At 34.5% G+C, this 20,940-nt stretch carries 21 protein-coding genes and 1 pseudogene; 19 read left to right on the top strand and 3 right to left on the bottom strand.

Annotated elements, in window-relative coordinates; genetic code table 11:
- The first annotated feature begins 312 nt into the window (after nt 1-312).
- The 14 genes and pseudogenes from miaB (at nt 313) to BK577_RS18180 (ending at nt 13,222) form a co-directional block, all read left to right on the top strand.
- Entirely contained in the window at nt 313-1,839 is a 1,527-nt protein-coding gene (miaB, locus tag BK577_RS18240) for a tRNA (N6-isopentenyl adenosine(37)-C2)-methylthiotransferase MiaB (RefSeq protein ID WP_078434276.1), read from the top strand.
- 1 nt (nt 1,840) lies between these two features.
- Entirely contained in the window at nt 1,841-2,275 is a 435-nt protein-coding gene (gene ricA / locus BK577_RS18235; RefSeq protein ID WP_078434275.1) for a regulatory iron-sulfur-containing complex subunit RicA, read from the top strand.
- 345 nt (nt 2,276-2,620) lie between these two features.
- Nucleotides 2,621-3,163, top strand: coding sequence for an outer spore coat protein CotE (gene cotE, locus BK577_RS18230; RefSeq protein ID WP_026559268.1), 543 nt, complete (start codon nt 2,621-2,623; stop codon nt 3,161-3,163).
- 163 nt (nt 3,164-3,326) lie between these two features.
- Entirely contained in the window at nt 3,327-5,924 is a 2,598-nt protein-coding gene (gene mutS / locus BK577_RS18225; RefSeq protein WP_078434274.1) for a DNA mismatch repair protein MutS, read from the top strand.
- Nucleotides 5,925-5,962: 38 nt separating this feature from the next.
- Nucleotides 5,963-7,864, top strand: a complete 1,902-nt coding sequence (gene mutL, locus BK577_RS18220) for a DNA mismatch repair endonuclease MutL (RefSeq protein ID WP_078434273.1) — start codon at nt 5,963-5,965, stop codon at nt 7,862-7,864.
- A 162-nt stretch (nt 7,865-8,026) separates the two neighbouring features.
- On the top strand, nt 8,027-8,272 hold the full coding sequence (locus tag BK577_RS18215; RefSeq protein WP_078434272.1) for a spore coat associated protein CotJA: 246 nt from the start codon (nt 8,027-8,029) through the stop codon (nt 8,270-8,272).
- Nucleotides 8,269-8,529, top strand: coding sequence for a spore coat protein CotJB (locus BK577_RS18210; RefSeq protein WP_078434271.1), 261 nt, complete (start codon nt 8,269-8,271; stop codon nt 8,527-8,529). Before BK577_RS18215 ends, BK577_RS18210 begins: the two co-directional genes overlap by 4 nt.
- Before the next feature lie 20 nt (nt 8,530-8,549).
- Nucleotides 8,550-9,119 carry a spore coat protein CotJC gene (gene cotJC / locus BK577_RS18205; RefSeq protein WP_078434270.1) on the top strand — a complete coding sequence of 190 codons (570 nt, stop codon included), beginning with the start codon at nt 8,550-8,552 and terminating at the stop codon, nt 9,117-9,119.
- Between the two features lie 282 nt (nt 9,120-9,401).
- A pseudogene (locus tag BK577_RS26465) lies at nt 9,402-9,583 on the top strand (group II intron reverse transcriptase/maturase); the annotation flags it as partial.
- Between the two features lie 266 nt (nt 9,584-9,849).
- Complete coding sequence (locus tag BK577_RS26115; RefSeq protein WP_169908376.1) at nt 9,850-10,023, top strand: hypothetical protein; 174 nt, start codon at nt 9,850-9,852, stop codon at nt 10,021-10,023.
- A gap of 241 nt (nt 10,024-10,264) precedes the next feature.
- Nucleotides 10,265-11,203, top strand: coding sequence for a tRNA (adenosine(37)-N6)-dimethylallyltransferase MiaA (gene miaA / locus BK577_RS18195; RefSeq protein ID WP_078434269.1), 939 nt, complete (start codon nt 10,265-10,267; stop codon nt 11,201-11,203).
- Between the two features lie 38 nt (nt 11,204-11,241).
- Nucleotides 11,242-11,469 carry an RNA chaperone Hfq gene (gene hfq / locus BK577_RS18190; RefSeq protein ID WP_026559264.1) on the top strand — a complete coding sequence of 76 codons (228 nt, stop codon included), beginning with the start codon at nt 11,242-11,244 and terminating at the stop codon, nt 11,467-11,469.
- Between the two features lie 338 nt (nt 11,470-11,807).
- Nucleotides 11,808-12,764 carry a stage V sporulation protein K gene (spoVK, locus tag BK577_RS18185; protein ID WP_078434268.1) on the top strand — a complete coding sequence of 319 codons (957 nt, stop codon included), beginning with the start codon at nt 11,808-11,810 and terminating at the stop codon, nt 12,762-12,764.
- Nucleotides 12,765-12,880: 116 nt separating this feature from the next.
- Nucleotides 12,881-13,222: a hypothetical protein gene (locus BK577_RS18180; protein ID WP_078434267.1), complete on the top strand. Its 342-nt coding sequence runs from the start codon at nt 12,881-12,883 to the stop codon at nt 13,220-13,222.
- A gap of 42 nt (nt 13,223-13,264) precedes the next feature.
- On the opposite strand, the gene BK577_RS26255 is transcribed toward BK577_RS18180, so the two are convergent.
- Nucleotides 13,265-13,588, bottom strand: coding sequence for a hypothetical protein (locus BK577_RS26255; protein ID WP_180321226.1), 324 nt, complete (start codon nt 13,586-13,588; stop codon nt 13,265-13,267).
- Nucleotides 13,589-13,920: 332 nt separating this feature from the next.
- Between BK577_RS26255 and BK577_RS18170 the strand changes: the two genes are divergently transcribed.
- A complete protein-coding gene (locus tag BK577_RS18170; protein ID WP_078434266.1) occupies nt 13,921-14,265 on the top strand; it encodes a hypothetical protein in 345 nt (114 codons plus the stop codon).
- Nucleotides 14,266-14,353: 88 nt separating this feature from the next.
- On the opposite strand, the gene BK577_RS18165 is transcribed toward BK577_RS18170, so the two are convergent.
- Complete coding sequence (locus tag BK577_RS18165; RefSeq protein ID WP_026559260.1) at nt 14,354-14,983, bottom strand: trimeric intracellular cation channel family protein; 630 nt, start codon at nt 14,981-14,983, stop codon at nt 14,354-14,356.
- Nucleotides 14,984-15,202: 219 nt separating this feature from the next.
- Between BK577_RS18165 and hflX the strand changes: the two genes are divergently transcribed.
- The 4 genes from hflX to glnA all read left to right on the top strand — a co-directional run bounded on the left by hflX (nt 15,203) and on the right by glnA (nt 19,658).
- Nucleotides 15,203-16,474, top strand: coding sequence for a GTPase HflX (gene hflX / locus BK577_RS18160; protein ID WP_281252619.1), 1,272 nt, complete (start codon nt 15,203-15,205; stop codon nt 16,472-16,474).
- A 3-nt stretch (nt 16,475-16,477) separates the two neighbouring features.
- Complete coding sequence (locus tag BK577_RS18155) at nt 16,478-17,752, top strand: methionine gamma-lyase family protein (protein ID WP_078434265.1); 1,275 nt, start codon at nt 16,478-16,480, stop codon at nt 17,750-17,752.
- Between the two features lie 106 nt (nt 17,753-17,858).
- Nucleotides 17,859-18,260: a MerR family transcriptional regulator gene (locus tag BK577_RS18150; RefSeq protein ID WP_078434264.1), complete on the top strand. Its 402-nt coding sequence runs from the start codon at nt 17,859-17,861 to the stop codon at nt 18,258-18,260.
- Between the two features lie 63 nt (nt 18,261-18,323).
- On the top strand, nt 18,324-19,658 hold the full coding sequence (gene glnA / locus BK577_RS18145) for a type I glutamate--ammonia ligase (protein WP_078434263.1): 1,335 nt from the start codon (nt 18,324-18,326) through the stop codon (nt 19,656-19,658).
- Between the two features lie 113 nt (nt 19,659-19,771).
- Here the strand turns inward: glnA and BK577_RS18140 are convergent, their stop codons facing one another.
- Nucleotides 19,772-20,926 carry a site-specific integrase gene (locus tag BK577_RS18140; RefSeq protein ID WP_078434262.1) on the bottom strand — a complete coding sequence of 385 codons (1,155 nt, stop codon included), beginning with the start codon at nt 20,924-20,926 and terminating at the stop codon, nt 19,772-19,774.
- Nucleotides 20,927-20,940 lie beyond the last annotated feature (14 nt).

Here is a 20,940-nt window from a genome sequence, read left to right as displayed (position 1 = left end):
GAAAGCCTTTGTTTTTATTAAAGGGTCTTCATCTATAAATATATAGTTTACATAATTATATTATGGATATCTGGAATAATAATATTTTGTGAATTTCCATAAAACGATATTAGCCTTTTCGGTTGAAAACGTGTAAAATTTAAGTCAGTATGTGTTTATTATTGTATTCTTTATAGATAATCGATATACTTTTATGTTGTACGTGGGAATGATTAAATTTATTCGTACGATTTATTAATAATAAATGAGTTGATGTTAAAATTTAAAGTGATGTTTTGCTGTTAATAGACAAATTGAAAGGAGATTAACACAATGAACGAACAACAACGTAAGGAAAGCACTCAAGTAACTCCTTCGGACAAAAAATCCGATAAGGACTACAGCCAGTATTTCCAAACAGTATATATGCCACCTTCTTTAAAAGATGCGAAGAAACGTGGAAAAGAAGAAGTAAAATATGATGGCTTCTCTATTCCTGAAGAATTCAAAGGAATGGGACAAGGCCGCAAGTTTTATATTCGCACATATGGCTGTCAAATGAATGAGCATGATACAGAGGTAATGGCTGGAATCTTTATGGCTCTGGGCTACGAGCCAACTGATGGTGTCGAAGATGCAAATGTTATTTTGCTTAATACATGTGCCATTCGTGAAAACGCAGAAAACAAAGTTTTTGGTGAGTTAGGTCATTTTAAAACATTGAAAAAGCAAAGGCCTGATCTATTATTAGGTGTTTGCGGCTGTATGTCACAGGAAGAATCAGTTGTTAACCGTATACTAAAAGTACACCCATTTGTTGATATGATTTTCGGAACACACAATATCCACCGTTTACCTCAAATTTTAAACGAGGCATATCTTTCAAAAGAAATGGTTGTAGAAGTGTGGTCTAAAGAGGGAGATGTTATTGAAAATCTTCCGAAAGTACGTAAAGGGAATATTAAAGCATGGGTAAATATTATGTACGGATGTGATAAATTCTGTACGTATTGTATTGTTCCATATACACGTGGTAAAGAGCGTAGTCGTCGTCCTGAGGAAATTATCCAAGAGGTGCGCCATTTAGCAGCACAAGGATATCAGGAAATCACACTTCTTGGTCAAAACGTAAATGCCTATGGTAAAGATTTCGAGGATATTGAATATGGACTAGGTGATTTAATGGACGAAATCCATAAAATCGATATCCCTAGAATCCGTTTCACAACGAGCCACCCTCGTGATTTTGATGATCATCTAATTGAAGTGCTGGCAAAGGGTGGAAATCTCTTGGATCATATTCATTTACCAGTTCAGTCAGGCAGCTCGGAAATATTAAAAATCATGGCACGTAAATATTCACGTGAAAGCTATTTAGAGCTTGTTGGGAAAATTAAAGAAGCAATGCCAAATGCATCTCTAACAACAGATATTATTGTCGGTTTCCCAAATGAAACAGACGAGCAATTTGAAGAAACACTTTCATTATATCGTGAAGTGGAATTTGATAGTGCCTATACATTCATCTACTCTCCACGTGAAGGTACACCTGCTGCGAAAATGAAGGATAATGTACCAATGGAAGTGAAGAAGGAACGTCTTCAACGTTTAAATGCGGTAGTTAATGAGATTTCTGCCAAGAAGTTAAAGGCATATGAAGGCCAAATAGTCGATGTATTAGTTGAAGGTGAAAGCAAAAACAATCCTGAAGTTTTAGCAGGATACACTGAGAAAAGTAAGCTAGTAAACTTTAGAGCACCTAAGTCAGCAATCGGGAAAATTGTTAAAGTGAAAATTACAAAAGCAAAAACATGGACATTAGATGGAGAAATGGTAGAAGAAGCGGTTGAGGTGAAATAAGATGACAACAACTTATACAAAAGATGATATCGTAGTTAAAGCACGTGAACTTGCACAAATGATTTCTGAATCAAAGGAAGTTGATTTCTTTAAACGTGCAGAAGCACAACTTAATGAAAATCAAAAAATTCGTGAAATGATTGCAAGTATTAAAAGCCTTCAAAAACAAGCAGTTAACTTCCAACATTATGGAAAACACGAAGCGCTAAAACAAGTTGAGGCTAAGATTGATAAAATTCAAAACGAATTAGATGAGATTCCAATTATTCAAGAGTTTAAAGAATCACAGCTGGAAGTAAATGATTTGCTTCAGTTAGTTTCACATACAATTTCTAATAAAGTAACAAATGAAATCATTACGTCAACTGGCGGAGACTTACTACAAGGTGAAACAGGATCTAAACTAAGAAATTCTCCTGGTAGTAGTTGTTCTTGATCACGAAAACAAAATTACTGCATTTATGAGGGATTCGAATGTTTTTATTCGGATCCCTTTTTGTTTTATACAAAATGAGGAATAAGTATTTCTAATTCCTCATACATTCTTCTGAAAAGGCTTTTAAATTACTGTGTCATTCAACAATAAAAATAGGCCATTATTTTATTATTATCCAAGCACCTTTTTTTATTTTTAGGCACATATTCTGTAACCCTAGCATACAATGTACTATACGTTACGGGTATTGGCGTAACATGTCATGAATTCATTTAATTACTTAGCACATCTGTTATTAGCCTAGCATAGGATTAAATGAAGATTTATTGAGGAGGGTATGCTCGAATGTCTGAATACAGAGAAATTATTACGAAAGCTGTTGTTGCAAAAGGACGTAAATTTTCACAATGCACACATACGATTGCACCATCGCAAAAACCAGCGAGCATTTTAGGTGGCTGGATCATCAACCATAATTATGATGCTCAAAAGAATGGCAGAACAGTTGAAGTAGAAGGTACTTATGATATTAACGTATGGTATTCTTACAACGAAAATACAAAAACAGAAGTTGTAACAGAACGCGTAGAATATGTAGATATCATAAAATTGAGATATAAAGATGATAATTTTCTTGACGATGAGCATGAAGTTATCTGTAAGGCACTTCAACAACCAAACTGTCTGGAAGTAACGATTTCACCTAATGGAAACAAGATTATCGTTCAAGCTGAACGCGAACACCTTGCTGAAGTTATTGGTGAAACAAAAGTATGTGTTCACGTGAATCCAGAAGGCTGCGAAGATGATGAAGACTGGGAAGAAGAATTAGATGACGAGTTTGAAGATTTAAATCCGGAATTTTTAGTTGGAGATGTAGAAGAATAACTAGGAGGAAAGCAACCTCCTAGTTTTTTAGTGTTTAAATACATAATAATAGAGTATTATTTACGTAAATTCCCTTTTAGTCAATATCACAGCAATTTGTCGATTTATGTTATAATGGAATGTATGAAAAAATGCACGTTAACTGTGGTATTGGAGGTTCAACATGGCTACTTATACGCCGATGATACAGCAATATTTAAAGATTAAGGCAGATTATGAAGATGCCTTTTTATTTTTTCGTTTAGGAGATTTTTACGAAATGTTCTTTCAAGATGCAATCTCTGCATCACAAGAACTAGAGATTACATTAACTAGTCGCGACGGTGGTGGTGAAGAAAGAATTCCGATGTGTGGAGTTCCTTACCATTCTGCACCAAACTATATAGAACAGCTTATATCAAAAGGATATAAGGTGGCAATTTGTGAGCAAACCGAGGATCCTAAACAGGCCAAGGGTGTTGTAAGAAGAGAAGTTGTCCAACTTATTACACCTGGAACTGTGATGGATGGAAAAGGCATTCAGGAAAAAGAGAATAACTATATTGCTTCAATATCAGTCTTTGGAACTCAATTCGGATTAGCTCTTAGTGATCTAACAACAGGCGAGAACCTTGTGGCACTCTGCATGAGCTTTGATGAACTACTCAATGAAATATATTCTGTAGGTGCTAAAGAAATAGTCATGTCAAATGACTTACAGGAACAATGGAAAAAACAATTAATTGATCGATGCCAAGCAACTTTGTCCTATCAGTCCGAATCCTTAATTCATGACAATTTTAAACCATTAGTAAGAGATGTAAACGATGAACGCCTTGTTTCAACATTTGCAAAACTTATCACATATCTTGAACGGACTCAAAAGCGTAGTCTGGATCATTTACAAAATGTAAAAGTGTACTATCTTCAAGATGCAATGAAAATTGATTTGTTTTCAAAGCGAAATCTTGAATTAACTGAAACCATCCGCTCAAAAGGAAAAAAAGGTTCTCTTTTATGGCTCTTAGATGAAACAAAAACAGCGATGGGGGGCAGATTGTTAAAACAATGGGTAGACAAGCCTCTGGTTAGTCGAGAGCAGATAGAAGAACGGCTGAATATTGTTGATACTCTTATAGATCACTACTTTGAGAGAGAAGATTTAAGAGCGTTGCTTAAAGAAGTTTATGATCTTGAAAGATTAGCAGGACGAGTTGCGTTCGGTAATGTAAATGCCAGAGATTTAATACAGTTAAAAAAATCCTTGCAACAAGTTCCCTTCATTACGGAACTTTGTTCAGGATTACAAAATGAACACTTTACTTTAAGAAAACTCGATGCTTGTAATGATTTAGCGAGACTTCTTGAAGATAGTATTATTGATCATCCGCCACTTTCTATTAAAGAAGGTAATATCATTAAAGATGGATATCATTATCAATTGGATCAATATCGTGATGCCAGTCGTAATGGAAAAACATGGATTGCTCAATTAGAGCAGCAAGAGCGTCAAAAAACAGGAATTAAGTCGTTAAAAATTGGCTATAACAAAATATTTGGCTATTATATCGAAGTAACACGAGCAAACCTTCATCTTTTGGAAGATGGCCAATATGAAAGAAAACAAACCTTATCAAATGCTGAGCGATTTATTACACCAGCTCTTAAGGAAAAAGAATCACTTATTTTAGAGGCGGAAGAAAAAATAGTGGAACTTGAATATCAATTATTTGTAGAAATTCGTGAGAATGTTAAGCAATATATTCCAAGACTACAAGAATTGGCTAAACGCTTAAGTGAACTAGATGTTTTGCAATGTTTTGCTACAGTTAGTGAAAATCGTCATTATTGTAAGCCGATATTTTCAAATAATAACGAGTTATTTATAAAAGATGGTCGTCATCCAGTTGTTGAAAAGGTGATGGACTCTCAAGAATATGTAGCAAATGATTGCTATTTCAGTCAGGAACGCCAAATGCTTCTCATAACTGGGCCAAACATGTCAGGTAAGAGCACGTATATGCGCCAAGTTGCATTAACAGCGATATTAGCGCAAATCGGATGTTATGTCCCTGCTTCTGAAGCCGTGCTCCCAATTTTTGATCAAATATTTACAAGAATAGGAGCAGCAGATGATCTCATTTCCGGTCAAAGTACATTTATGGTTGAAATGCTGGAAGCGAAAAATGCAATTGCCCATGCAACATCCCAAAGTTTAATCCTTTTTGATGAGATTGGAAGAGGCACATCGACCTATGATGGGATGGCACTTGCCCAAGCAATTATTGAACATATTCATGAACATATTGGTGCAAAAACATTATTTTCAACACATTATCATGAACTAACGATTCTTGAAACACAATTAAGCTCATTAAAAAATATTCACGTAAAAGCGATCGAAGAAAATGGGAAAGTTGTTTTCCTCCATAAAATCGAAGAGGGAGCAGCTGATAAAAGCTATGGTATTCATGTGGCTGAACTTGCTGATCTTCCATCTTCACTCATACAGCGTGCAAAACAGATATTAACCGAATTAGAACAAGATCGTTCAGATACAACAACATTGCCAAAGATGAAAAAAGCAGTTATAAAAGAGGATTCCTTAACAGATTCACAGCTTTCTTTATTCCCTGATGAACAAGTTGTACCGGTAAAAGAACCTGTTCTGTCTAAAAAGGAAAAATCAGTTCTTGACCTTTTAAAATCGCTGAATTTGCTGGAGATGACACCTCTTGATGCAATGAATGAGCTTTATCAGTTACAGAAAAAAGTTAAATAGTTATAAAGAAACGATCATAAATTAAGGGCGGTGAGGACATGGGGAAAATAATACGTCTTGACGATATGCTTTCAAACAAAATCGCTGCCGGGGAAGTAGTTGAGCGACCGGCATCTGTTGTGAAAGAATTACTTGAAAATGCAATTGATGCTAATAGTACAATCGTTGAAATTGATATAGAGGAAGCTGGCTTAAGTAAAATACGAATCGTTGATAATGGAGACGGAATTGAGCCGGATGATTGTCTTAATGCTTTTCATCGTCATGCTACAAGTAAAATAAAAGATGAAAATGACCTGTTCCGTATAAGAACATTAGGTTTTAGGGGGGAGGCTTTGCCAAGTATTGCCTCTGTTTCGTTATTGGAAATGAAGACAAGTACTGGTGAAGGTGCTGGTACACACCTTATTTTATCTGGCGGGAAAATTGAAAAACATGAGTCAACCTCCAGCAGAAAAGGAACGGATATCTCGGTAAGAAATTTATTTTTTAATACACCTGCGCGACTAAAATATATGAAAACAGTACACACAGAGCTAGGAAACATTACAGATATCGTCAATCGAATTGCTCTTGCACATCCCGAGGTCTCCATTCGACTAGTCCATAATGGCAAGAAGCTTCTTCATACAACTGGTAATGGTGATGTTCGTCAAGTCTTATCTTCAATCTATGGCCTTTCGATAGCAAAAAAAATGAAGAAACTATCGTTGGAATCATTAGATTTTGAGATTAATGGCTTTTTAGCATTACCAGAAATGACTCGAGCTTCGAGAAATTATATTTCAACAATAATTAATGGTCGTTTTATTAAAAATTATCCATTAGTAAAAGCGATTCAACAGGGGTATCATACATTACTTCCAATTGGTCGTTATCCTATTGTTTTCTTAGAAATTAACATGGACCCGTTACTAGTAGATGTAAATGTGCATCCTTCAAAACTTGAAGTTCGACTTAGTAAGGAAGCGGAGTTAAATGAAGTAATTACGAATGGAATAAAGGACGTTTTTAAGAAGCAACAGCTTATTCCTTCAGTTGAAATTCCCAAAACTAAGGCAATAAAGCCAACAGATCATCAACAACAATTCACATTTGAACATCATGCAGAAGCAGTGACGAGAACAGAGCCAATGTTTTATGATTCAGTGAAAAGTTCCTTTGTAAAAGAAACAACAAACAACCAGCCTATCCAGGCAGAACCGTTATATCCATTGGATAATAGTGAAATGGAGCAAGACCAAGATGAAAAAGAAACAAAAGCACTTGAATATAATGAACATGTTTCAGAGATTGAGCCTACTCATAATGTGGAGCCGGAAATAGATGAGGATGAAGTAATTTTCGATCAAGAAAATCGTGTTCCTCCTCTATATCCCATCGGTCAAATGCATGGAACATATATATTAGCGCAAAATGATCAAGGTCTTTTTATCATTGATCAACATGCAGCACAAGAACGAATCAAGTATGAATTTTATCGTGAAAAAGTTGGTCAAATTCAGTCTGAGGTTCAAGAGCTTTTAGTTCCATTAACATTTGAGTATTCGAATGACGAGGCAATGATTATTGAAGAACATATAGAAACTTTATCTAGTATTGGAATTTTCTTAGAACCATTTGGTCGCAATAGTTATATTGTCCGCTCACATCCGCAATGGTTTCCAAAAGGTGAAGAAGCTGAAACAATTGAGGAGATCATACAACAAGTTCTTGATGAGAAAAAAATTAATATTAAAAAGCTTAGAGAAGAAGCAGCCATTATGATGAGTTGCAAAGCATCCATTAAGGCAAATCATCATTTGAGAAATGATGAGATCTTCGCTTTGTTGGAGACGTTGAGAAGGTCTTCTGATCCATTTACATGTCCTCACGGCCGGCCAATTATTGTCCATTATTCAACTTATGAAATGGAAAAGATGTTTAAGCGTGTGATGTAATATTTAATAGGTAAAATCCTTGATTTATAAGGGTTTTACCTTTTTTTATTAAGCTTTTTTCAATCCATTTATTCCATGCGTTTTATTGCACTATAGTGGTTAACATGAATAGAATTTTGATGCATATAATTTTATTAAAGTCTTTAAAATAGGAGGTCTCATATGAACAGTAGTAAATCAGCATACACTACTTTTAAAGCTTATAAACCCTTTCATGGCTTGTATGACCCCTGTAGTCCAATTGAATTAAAATACTTTTCTACCCCTCCAAATTTATATATAGGGTTTCAACCACCAAATATGAAACAGTTCTCCCCATCAGAAGCCTTAAAAAAAGGAACATTGTGGCCAGCATTTTGGGATTATTATGAAAATCCGTATAAAGAAAAAAAGAGGGATCAATTATGAAGAAACTACCTCCAAAATATTACGAAGATTTAGAAGAAATTCAAGCTATTGACTTCGTACTTGTTGAATTAACTCTTTATCTTGATACACACCCTGATGATCAACAGGCTATGGTGCAATTTAATAAGTGTGCTCAGTATGCAAAACAATTAAAAATGAATTTTGAAACAAAATATGGACCTCTTCAACAATATGGTAATAGTTATACCGATGCGAATTGGAGTTGGGGAACAACTCCATGGCCCTGGCAAATTTAGTTTAAGAAAGGGGAGAGTTTATGTGGTATTATGAGAAGAAATTACAATATCCGGTAAAAGTTAGTACTTGTAACCCTACACTTGCTAAATATCTTATGGAGCAATACGGAGGAGCTGATGGAGAATTAGCAGCAGCACTACGTTATTTAAATCAGCGTTATACGATTCCTGATAAAGTTGTGGGATTATTAAATGACATAGGTACTGAAGAATTTGCCCATTTAGAAATGATTGCAACTATGATTTATAAATTAACAAAAGATGCTACACCGGAGCAATTAAAAGAAGCTGGATTAACAGAACATTATGTTAATCATGACAGTGCACTTTTTTATAGTAATGCTGCTGGCGTTCCTTTTACTGCGACTTATATCCAAGCGAAAGGAGATCCAATTGCTGATCTCTATGAGGATATAGCAGCGGAAGAAAAAGCAAGAGCTACATATCAATGGTTAATAGACATTTCAGATGATCCGGATTTAAATGATAGTTTGAGATTTTTAAGAGAACGTGAAATTATACACTCACAACGTTTCCGTGAAGCTGTAGAAATATTAAAAGAAGAAAGAGATCGAAAAAAAATATTTTAATAAGAATGAAAATATAGCTGTATAAACAAACTGCTCAATGTTAGATTATTAGTATTCTTTTATAAATATTTTTACGATTTTAATTAATTTTTAATGAAAGTGTATATTTAAACCTATAATGTTTAGTTATATTAGGTAAAACCTTTTAAATAATTAGGTTTTGCCTTTTTTTGTGTGCCAGGCATGTGCATCAACTATACGGTGAAATTCCGTTATGTGCAACGGGTTATAGGTACCATTTTAGTTGAAAGCAAGGATATCCATGGTGACGTTTGAATCTAAAAGAAGCCTCTAGACAAACCCACGCTCAAATTAATCAGAAGATCTTCAATCAGGGGAATTATGGAGAATGGAGTTGTAACAGAAAATCATGAAGGTACACCACTAGGTGGCCTTTAAGTCCACTACTAAGTAATATCATTCTAAATGAACTTGATAAAGAGCTAGAGAAGAGAGGTCGGCGCCGTGAGGCGCATCCTACTCGATTTATTGTTTAGAAAACTTTAAAATTCTTTGAACTGTGGATAAGTGCGCGACATTCAACGCCAGGGCCTAGCCAATTTAGAACTGAAGGCAAAGAAATCTTCTATTCTAAATCATCTTATTTACCCTAGGCTGTTCAAGGTGCTTCCGCTTTTGTGCTTCATTGGGGATAAATGATGTTTTTTCTAATTTTTAACGAACTGAATAAGTAATGGATGAATATAATACCGAAAAAGGAGGAATTGTCATGTTTATTGAACTAATTATTTACATGATGATTGGAATCGTCTTCTCATTTTATAAATATAGAAAAGTTACTAGTATTAAGGCAATTTTCACAATCCTTTTTTGGCCTTTTGTTCTGTTGGATTCTTATATTGAGCTGGTTCAAAAAATTAAGTATAAAAGCAGGAAGCGTTAAGTCCTCATTATGAGGGCTTTTTATTTGGGAATATAGGATTGAATTCTATCTGTAGTATGAATGATACTACATTGTTGAAACGCGTAGAGGATATAATATAATATTATTATGTAAACTAAAAAACAATTCGCCTCCTATGTTTACAATTGTGTTAAAACGGCAACAATAAACTGGTGTTCCATTCGTTCCCATGATAAGATGATGAACGTAGAATCTATTTGCTTTGAAAGAGTGGTTATGTTTGGAAAGAAAGAAACTTGTTGTCATTATTGGACCAACAGCAGTCGGTAAAACTAAACTTAGTATTGAAATTGCCCATCGTTTAAATGGTGAGATAATTAGTGGTGATTCAATGCAAATTTATAAAGGAATGGACATTGGTACAGCTAAAATTACCAAGGAAGAAATGGAAGGGATTCCACATCATCTTATTGATATTAAGAAACCTGATGATGTTTATTCAGTAGCCGAATTTCAGGAAACAGCCAGATTTTTAATTAACGAAATAACGGATAAAAACAAGATGCCCATGATAGTCGGAGGGACAGGCCTTTATATACAATCTGTACTATATGACTATCAGTTTACGGAGTCCCCATCTGATCCGGAATTCCGAAAAAAACTTGAATTGGAACTAAGTGAAAAAGGTGAGCAGGCAATTCATCAATTATTAGCTCAAGTTGATCCTGAATCAGCCGAGAAGATCCATCCAAACAATACAAGAAGAGTGATAAGAGCACTTGAGATTTTTCATTGTACAAAAATTCCAATGCATGAGCATCTAAAACAACAAGAGAATAAGTTGTTATATGATGTGGCTCTTATTGGTTTAACAATGGATCGGGACCTCCTGTATCAGCGTATAAATGATCGAGTGGATATAATGGTTGAAAATGGCCTTATTAATGAAGTAAAAGGCCTTTATAATCAAGGTCTGCGGGATACACAATCAATCAAAGCAATTGGATATAAAGAAATATATGATTATTTTGATGGGAAAGTATCGTATAATGAAGCGCTGAATCAGTTAAAACAAAATTCCAGGAGATATGCAAAACGGCAATTAACATGGTTTCGGAACAAAATGGATGTAAAATGGTTTGATATGATACCACCGATAAAAAACGAACAAATGGTGGATGAAATTTTTTCATACATAGCAGGAAAGCTTCAACTTTAATCGAATTAAAAGGTATAGAGAAAAGAGGAGGACGAAACATGAAGCAATCAATTAATATTCAGGATCAAGTACTTAATCAATTACGTAAAGATGGCACATTTGTCACTGTTTTTTTACTTAATGGCTTCCAATTAAGAGGTCTTGTTAAAGGCTTTGATAATTTCACTGTTTTATTAGAAACAGAAGGAAAACAACAACTAATTTATAAACATGCAATTTCTACATTCTCGCCACAAAAGAATATTCAAATTGAACTGGAGCAGTAATAAAGAAAAGGAGTTGATGATTCATTCATCAACTCCTTTTCTTATTTATCTTTCCTTCCACTGCAAAAAGTCCTCATTTAGTTGCATGTCACTTCATACATTTTATATAGAAACTAATGGCTTAGGTTGTAACTTGAAATTATCAGCATATAAATAAAAGGAATGAATATTTCTTGGGAAAGCGCAAAAAGCAACAAGATTCTTGTGTTTTCGTAAATAATCAACAATTCCTTTATATTTGATCTTAATGAACTTGTCGAAATAAATAGATTAGAAGAGGCTAGCATATGGTTAAAAAGCCTTTTCTTTAATCGGAGCAGATTGTGAGGTGGACATCTATGGAACGGGATCAAGCAGTCACATACAAGACAAATGGACAGATAAACATTATTTTAAATAATCAGTCAAAAGAAAAGATAGAAGTTAGTCCTTCTTCTTATGATTTAAAAATTCCAAGGCTTGAGGTTAAACATGCAGTCCTAAATGAAATAGAAGAAGAGATGAGTTCGCTTGTCGGTATGAATGAGATGAAGAGAATGATAAAAGAAATATATGCGTGGATCTTTATTAATAAAAAACGTGAAGAGCAAGGGCTGAAAGCAGGCAAACAAGCACTCCATATGATGTTTAAAGGTAATCCAGGGACGGGTAAAACAACTGTAGCTAGACTAGTAGGAAAGTTATTTTTTCAAATGAATGTCCTTTCAAAAGGCCATCTTATTGAAGCTGAAAGGGCTGATCTTGTTGGTGAATATATCGGTCACACTGCACAAAAAACAAGAGATCTCGTAAAAAAGGCTCTAGGCGGTATACTGTTCATTGATGAAGCATACTCCCTTGCAAGAGGTGGAGAGAAAGACTTTGGAAAGGAAGCAATAGATACTTTAGTAAAACATATGGAAGATAAGCAGCATGATTTTGTCTTAATATTAGCTGGATATCCTCGAGAAATGGAACATTTTTTATCATTGAACCCGGGTTTATTGTCAAGGTTTCCATTAGTTGTTGATTTTCCGGATTATTCGGTTGATGATTTAATGGAAATCTCGAATTTAATGATGACAGAAAGAGAATATAAGTTTCATCAAGATGCAGCTATGAAATTGAAAGAACATTTAATGAGTGTTAAATCAGTAACACACCCCTCAAAGTTCAGTAACGGTCGTTATGTTCGAAATATAATTGAAAAGTCGATTCGATCCCAAGCCATGAGGTTATTATTAACCGACAAGTACCACAGAGAAGATCTCTTGACAATAAAAAGTCAGGATTTAGTCATTTCAGATGAGAATTAATCCTACATCAACAGGAAAAGTAGCTTGAGCTTCCTGTTGTTTTTCTTTGATTCTAAATATATCTTTCATATAACGTTCTAATTGATAAGACTTTTATTGTTTTAATGGAGGTAATGATGAAAACGAAGGTTACTTTATTAATCATTCTAGTTGTAATATTAACCACGTTATTGATCGTGCTATTGTATCCTTTTCCAAAAGGAGGAGAAACAAAGAAAACTGCAGTTAATTCCGACTCCTTGGAAAATTACAAAACCCTTACATACATCATTACAGAAGTTGATGGAAACCAATACTTCGGGGAATCTGTTGATGGAAAGTCAAAAATACATTTTCACCGTGATCGTGTAAAATATCCCATAACCGATTCAATAAAAGTTCACGATAAAATTTTAGCTTATGTTGAGTCTGAAAATCATATTGATGGTATTGTTAAAGTTGAGAAAATTGAAAAATAATAAAAAAAGATAGCCGCCCGATGTGGAGGCTATCTTTTTTTATTATTTTTCATAAGGAACATACTGACGATCAGGTGTCATTTCATCTGATTCAATTTCGGCATTCGTCTCATTTGTTACAGTATTTTGCTGTAGTGATTGTTGACTATTCACTGATTGTTCTGGAAGTTGTGAAGGTGTTTTTGCATTAAAAAAACCTCTTCCACTTTCAGGATTTGAAATAATCCCTAGTGTAACAAGGATCCCTAATATAGATGTGACATATGTTTCCCAACTAGTGAGGTCGATTTGAAGGCCTAAGTCCCTAAAAACCATATATAATACGGATGCAACAGACATCCATAATCCATAATTTCTCCATTTCAAATTTCTTCACACCTTTTTAAAGACATTTTTAATAAGTTATTCTCGTGTCATAAAAATGTGTTTGCAATTACTTTTTCTAGGATATAAGAGCAAAGGTTTAGAGTATATGTATAAAAAGCCAATGAGTTAATTATGTAATGTCTTAAAATCTTTTGCTCCTAGCATTGTAATGTGTATGTATAACCATTAATGAATAACAATGCAAAGTGATATGAAATCAGCATAGAAGATTAAGAATTTAATCGAAAAAAGCTATTGAATTCAAAGTTGGTAACGCTTTCAAAAAAAGTCCGTCGATGTTAGAATACAAAGTATAAGAAGGAGTGATCAGAATGAGTGATAACAAATTATTTTTAGAAGAGTTAAAGGATCTTGTAGAAAATGGATTGTCACTTAATGAATATAGAGTTAATGGTTTAGTTGAAAAATACAATAAAAATCCGTTTTTAATAATACAACTTTATCAAATAATTGTAAAAAATTATCGTGTGCTACCTTTTTTAATTGATATTGAATCAGCAATTTATGAATATATTGTGAACGAGGAAATGTCAAATGATAAAACATTTTACGGAGCTACGTTATATGTGGCAGATATGTTTGATACAACTCAAACATATATTAAATGTAAAATAAATCAAACAAAAAAAGCACCAAACAGGCTGTTAAGTGCGTAAGTGATAAAAAGGCAACTCTACAAATTTTGAGTTGCCTTTTTTTGACTAAGATGGACAGTTACAAGATCAACTCATAGTCGGGAATTTTTTATCCTGCCATGGTATTTTTATTTGATGGCACATGAAATCTCCGGTTCGGTAGTCGCCATTTATATGTATAGGACAGAACTCGAAGAACGACAATGAGAAGAAAAAGGATATACAACTCGTATGATTGATCCACTACCTTGAATCCGATTAAAAAACCGGCTATGATCGCCCAAAATGCATATATTTCAGCCCTTAGAACCAGAGGTTTTCGACCTGCTAATAAGTCTCTAACTATCCCTCCGCCACTTCCGGTTAAAACAGCTGCAACAATGGTTGCGCTAATGGGATGTTCCATCTCAACAGCGTATAAAGCACCTTGTATAGCAAATGCAGAAAGGCCGATAGCATCTGTCAGGTTTCCCCATTTGTGCCAGTGCTGTAATAGACGATGTGGAAATAAAAAAACCAATGTCATTGCAAATAGAGCGATTTGAAATAATAGTCCTTGCTCCCATAAGGCTGAAATAGGAACTCCAATTAACAGATTCCGAATAGCACCACCACCAAAAGCGGTGACAATTCCTAAGATATAAACACCTAAAATATCATATTCCTCTTCCATTGCAACAATTGCGCCACTTATAGCAAATGCAATGGTGCCAATTATACTTAAAACTTCCCAAGTCAATGTCCATTCCTCCAGGTTGCTCTTTTTATAGCTCAGACAATTTTAAATGGGAAATAAGCTAAAGGTCAATGTTTTTTTTGTTAGATTTTGTTCCAATCTACTTGAAATCTCCGGAATACTTCCGCAAGAATTATGTCTATACTATAGAAATAATTAGTGAACAACGTAAATATTTGGTATGATTAGATTGCTAAAATAGCGTAAGGGAATGGTTTTTTATTGAAAAATACAGTAGACTCACTTAAAGAAAAGGTTATATTGGCTGGGTGTCAGTTACAAACAATGGAAGATGAACACTTTCAATATTCGATGGATGAGCTCGCTTCATTAACGAAAACGGCAAACGGTGAAGTCCTCATTCAATTAACTCAAAAAAGAGAGAGACCGCATCCTGCTACATATATTGGAAAAGGAAAAGTTGATGAATTATTAAATCTTGTGGAAGAACTTAGTCCTGATATAGTAATTTTAAATGATGAGCTGTCTCCAAGTCAGCTTAGAAATTTATCAGAGATAATAAATGTAAGAGTTATCGATCGTACACAGCTGATCTTAGATATCTTTGCTCAACGTGCAAAGTCTAAAGAAGGAAAACTTCAAGTAGAATTGGCACAGTTACAATATTTACTCCCAAGATTATCAGGTCAAGGTATTGCTCTTTCACGTCAAGGGGGAGGAATTGGTACAAGAGGACCCGGTGAAACACAATTGGAAACGGATCGTCGACATATCCGAAATCGCATTAATGAAATCAAACAACAACTTTCAACTGTTGTTCGTCATAGAAATCGCTACCGGGAGCGTCGTAAGAAAAACCAGGCGTTTCAAATTGCGTTAGTAGGTTATACAAATGCAGGAAAATCAACGATTTTTAACCGTTTAACAACAGCAGGAAGTTTTGAAGAAGACTTATTGTTTGCTACATTGGATCCAATGACTCGTAAGGTATTGTTACCTTCTACATATCAAGCACTTATAACAGATACTGTCGGGTTTATTCAAGACTTACCAACAACTCTGGTTGCGGCCTTTCGCTCCACCTTGGAAGAGGTTAAAGAAGCTGATCTTATTTTGCACGTAGTAGATAGCTCTAACGAAGACTATTCAAACCATGAAAAAACTGTTTATAAACTATTGGATCAACTTGAAGTATCGGATAAGCCAATTTTAACAGTATATAATAAGAAGGATCTTACTCCCGATTCTTTTGTACCTTCTCCCTCTGCTGACTATGTGAAAATTTCAGCCTTTAATGAAAAAGATCTGGAACTTTTATTAGCTAAGGTTGAAATGGTTGCTAAGAATTCTATGAAACATTACTCTGTTCTTGTGCCTTCAAATGAAGGGAGACTGATTTCCCAATTAAAAACAGAGTCATTAATTGAACAAATACACTTTATTGAAGAAAGTGAAATGTATGAAATTGAAGGTTTTGTTCTTCCTGAACATTCCATTCATTCACAACTAGAGAAGTATAACGGAGAGGGTTAAAAGATGTTTGATTTTTTGAAATATGGTAACAAGCTGTCACCAATGGTTGAAAAAGTGGAAAAAAAGATACAACCTATTCATTTAGAGATAGACAAAATAAGTGAATTGAATCAGTTCAAGGTTTTAAAAAGCTTTCAACAGCATAGAGTGAGTGATTCTCACTTTATCCCAACTACAGGTTATGGCTATGATGATATTGGAAGGGATACGTTAGAAAGAATTTATGCTGACGTGTTTGGTGGTGAAGCAGGATTAGTTCGACCACAAATAATTTCAGGTACTCATGCCATATCCATCGCGTTGTTTGGAGTATTAAGACCAGGTGATGAACTTCTTTATATCACAGGTAAGCCATACGATACACTTGAGGAGATTGTAGGGATAAGAGGTAGTGGGATTGGCTCATTAAAAGAATTTCAAATCGATTATCAAACTGTAGAATTAAAGAAAGATGGAGCAGTTGATTATGACGCAGTAAAACATGCTGTAACAAACAAAACTAAAATGATTGGAATTCAAAGATCAAAAGGGTATGCCACACGTCCATCGTTTACAATAGCAGAAATAAGGGAAATGATAAAGTTTGTTAAATCTTTAAAAGAAGATATTGTCATTTTTGTAGATAACTGCTATGGTGAATTTGTAGAAGAGTTAGAACCCTGTCATGTTGGCGCTGATTTAATGGCTGGATCTCTGATTAAAAACCCAGGTGGTGGGCTTGCTAAAACAGGTGGTTATCTTGTTGGAAGACAAGATTTAATCGAAGCATGCTCGTATAGAATGACATCTCCGGGCATCGGAGCTGAAGCTGGTGCTTCCCTATATAGTCTTCAGGAAATGTACCAGGGATTCTTTTTAGCTCCACATGTAGTTGGACAAGCTTTGAAGGGAGCAGTATTTACTTCAGGATTATTAGAGGAACTCGGATTAAAGACTAGTCCAATGTGGAACAGTACGAGAACTGATTTGATACAGTCTGTGCAGTTTGATGATCCAGACATAATGGTCGCCTTTTGTCAGGCAATCCAGTATTCTTCACCAATTAATTCTCATGTAACTCCATACCCGAATTATATGCCTGGGTATGAAGATGATGTCATAATGGCGGCAGGCACGTTTATTCAAGGAGCCAGCATCGAGTTGTCTGCAGATGGTCCAATTCGAGCACCATATGTTGCTTATGTACAAGGCGGTCTAACATACACTCATGTGAAAATTGCGGTTTGTTCCGCTGTTGATTCCTTAATAGACAAAAACTTAATCTCGATTGTTAGTTAACTACCAATATAGATATAGAATTCTATGTTATGTAAGCTGACATTTGATTGACACATAATGTTACATAGGTTATAATGAAATTAGTTAACTAAAAGGAGCGAATAACATGAGTGATAATATTCGACGCTCAATGCCCCTATTTCCTATTGGAATTGTTATGCAGCTCACAGATTTATCTGCAAGACAAATTCGTTATTATGAAGAAAATGAATTGATCTTTCCAGCTAGAACGGAGAGCAATAGAAGATTATTTTCTTTTAACGATGTAGATAAATTATTGGAGATTCGTAATTTGATTGAACAGGGTGTCAACTTAGCGGGAATAAAAGAGATCTTTTCTCGCAATAGCTCACATATTGAAGAAAAACAAGAGCAACCTAAAACAGTTGAAAAACCTGATATAAGCGATTCAGAGTTACGAAAGCTTCTTAAATCTGAGCTCATGCAAGCAGGTCGTTTTAATCGACCTACTTTAAGACATGGAGACATGTCGAGATTTTTCCACTAATTAATATAGTAGCAATGAAAAATTGAATATAAACTTTTTGAAATTGGAGAGGAGATTTTAAGGGTGGCTAAATATTCAAGAGAAGATATAGTGAGTTTGGTAAAAGAAAACAATGTAAAATATATCCGTTTGCAATTCACGGATATTCTTGGAACGATCAAAAACGTTGAAATCCCAACAAGTCAGCTAGATAAAGCACTAGACAATAAAATGATGTTTGATGGTTCTTCAATTGAAGGGTTTGTACGTATTGAAGAATCTGATATGTATTTATATCCAGATTTAGATACATTTGTAATCTTCCCTTGGACTGCTGAAAAAGGAAAAGTAGCACGTTTTATCTGTGATATCTATAATCCGGATGGAACGCCGTTTGCAGGAGACCCACGTAATAATTTACGCCGTCTTCTTTCTGAAATGGAAGAACTTGGCTTTACTGATTTCAACTTAGGGCCAGAACCAGAATTTTTCTTATTTAAATTAGATGCAAAAGGTGAGCCTACTCTGGAACTTAATGATAATGGCGGATATTTCGACTTAGCACCAACTGATCTTGGTGAAAACTGCCGTCGTGATATCGTTCTAGAACTAGAAGAAATGGGCTTCGAAATTGAAGCTTCTCACCATGAAGTTGCACCGGGGCAACATGAAATTGATTTTAAATATGCTTCTGCAATTAAAGCATGTGATGATATTCAAACATTTAAGCTAGTCGTTAAGACAATTGCTCGCAAGCATGGTTTGCATGCTACATTTATGCCAAAACCTTTATTCGGTGTTAATGGTTCAGGTATGCACTGTAACTTATCTTTATTCAGTAAAGGTGAAAATGCATTCCTAGATCCAAACGGAGACTTGCAATTAAGTGATACTGCAAGACAATTTATTGCAGGTATAATTAAGCACGCTCCTGCCTTTACAGCAGTGACAAACCCAACGGTTAATTCATATAAACGTCTTGTACCTGGTTATGAAGCACCTTGTTATGTTGCTTGGTCTGCGCAAAACAGAAGTCCATTAATTCGTATTCCGGCATCTCGCGGCCTAAGTACACGTGTTGAAGTGCGTAGTGTTGACCCTGCAGCAAACCCTTATTTAGCAATGAGTGTTTTATTAGCAGCTGGTCTTGATGGAATTAAAAATAATCTTGAAGCTCCAAAACCAATTGACCGCAACATTTATGTTATGTCAAAAGAAGAGCGTGTTGAAAATGGTATCGTGGATTTACCGGCGACATTAGCACAGGCACTAGATTTATTAAAAGCTGACAGCACAATGAAACATGCGTTAGGTGAGCACCTATTTGAACACTTCATTGAAGCGAAAGAAATCGAATGGGATATGTTCCGTACTCAAGTACACCCATGGGAAAGAGAACAATACATGTCAATGTATTAATAACATGAAGCCTTGATACCACTGGTATTGAGGCTTTTTTCTTTGTTTGGTCGAACTGAGATATTGGAAGCGAGGTTTTAATATGACCAAAATTTGACCAAAATAATTTTGGTTTATATATCTAATTCAATAATGTTGTTCATGTATTCCTCATATTGATTAATGCGTTTTTGGTCAAGATTTTTACTGATATGAGAATATATATCTGCTGTAACCATCATACTTTTATGACCTAAACGTTCTTGTATATACTTCATATCTGCTCCAGCTTCTAATTGAAGTACAGCATGCGTATGTCTTAAAGAATGAATAGGAAGTTTATTTAACCCAGCTTGTTTTAGTATTCTACTAAAAGCATTAAAAAGAGTAGATTTAGGTAAGATATCTCCATCCATCCGACAAAACACTAAGTTAAGATCGTGCTTATATTCATCCTTCAAAACTTCTTTATTTTCAAATTGCCATTTTTTATGTTTGTGTAATGCAGATGATAAAGGTTGTGTGATTGAAATTCTTCTTTTTGAATCGAACGTTTTAGGCTCTCCGAATAAATCTTCTTTTGTTTTAGCAGAAAAATCTAAAGTTTTGTTAATATCAATATAGTTTTCTTTTAAATTAATATCTGTCCATTGTAATGCTGCAGCTTCACCCTTTCTCATTCCAGTTTCGATTAAAGCGCGAAAGAAGATGTAGTAAATATAATTGTATTTGTATGCAGTTTGAAGGAAGAGGGTAATGTCTTCAGATGGCAAATACTCTAGTTCATTTTTCTTATTGTTATTTTTATTTGAAACAGTAGCACCTACACACGGATTTTTCTCTAACTTACCTATAGTTACTGCTTTTTCTAATGCATTATACATTGTACCATGAACAATTTCGACAGTTCTTTTACTATAACCTTTTTCAGTTAAATGATTAATAAATTTTTGATACATAATTGGTTTTATTTCTTTAATAACAATCTTTTTGAAATAGGGGAGAATATGATTTTTTATATTTTGTTGATGTAAGATAAACGTATTTTTTTTGATATTATCTTTTTTATATTTGTGTAACCAATCATTTAAATAGTTTTCTAAAGTTATTAATGAATTATGTTTTTCAAAACCATTTACTAATTCTAGTTCTACTTCAGAAGCAGCAGTTTGTGCTTCTTTTTTTGTTTTGAATCCACTCTTTGATTTAACTTTATATTTTTGAGAAAAGGGATCTTTGTACGAGATTCTATATTCCCACTTATCTCCACGCTTTCGAAATGTAGCCATTATTAACACTCTCC

Source organism: Metabacillus halosaccharovorans, assembly GCF_002019635.1.
Taxonomy (GTDB): Bacteria; Bacillota; Bacilli; order Bacillales; family Bacillaceae; genus Metabacillus; species Metabacillus halosaccharovorans.
Note: the sequence above shows the minus strand (reverse complement) of the source record. Positions and strands in the feature narration are given on the sequence as shown.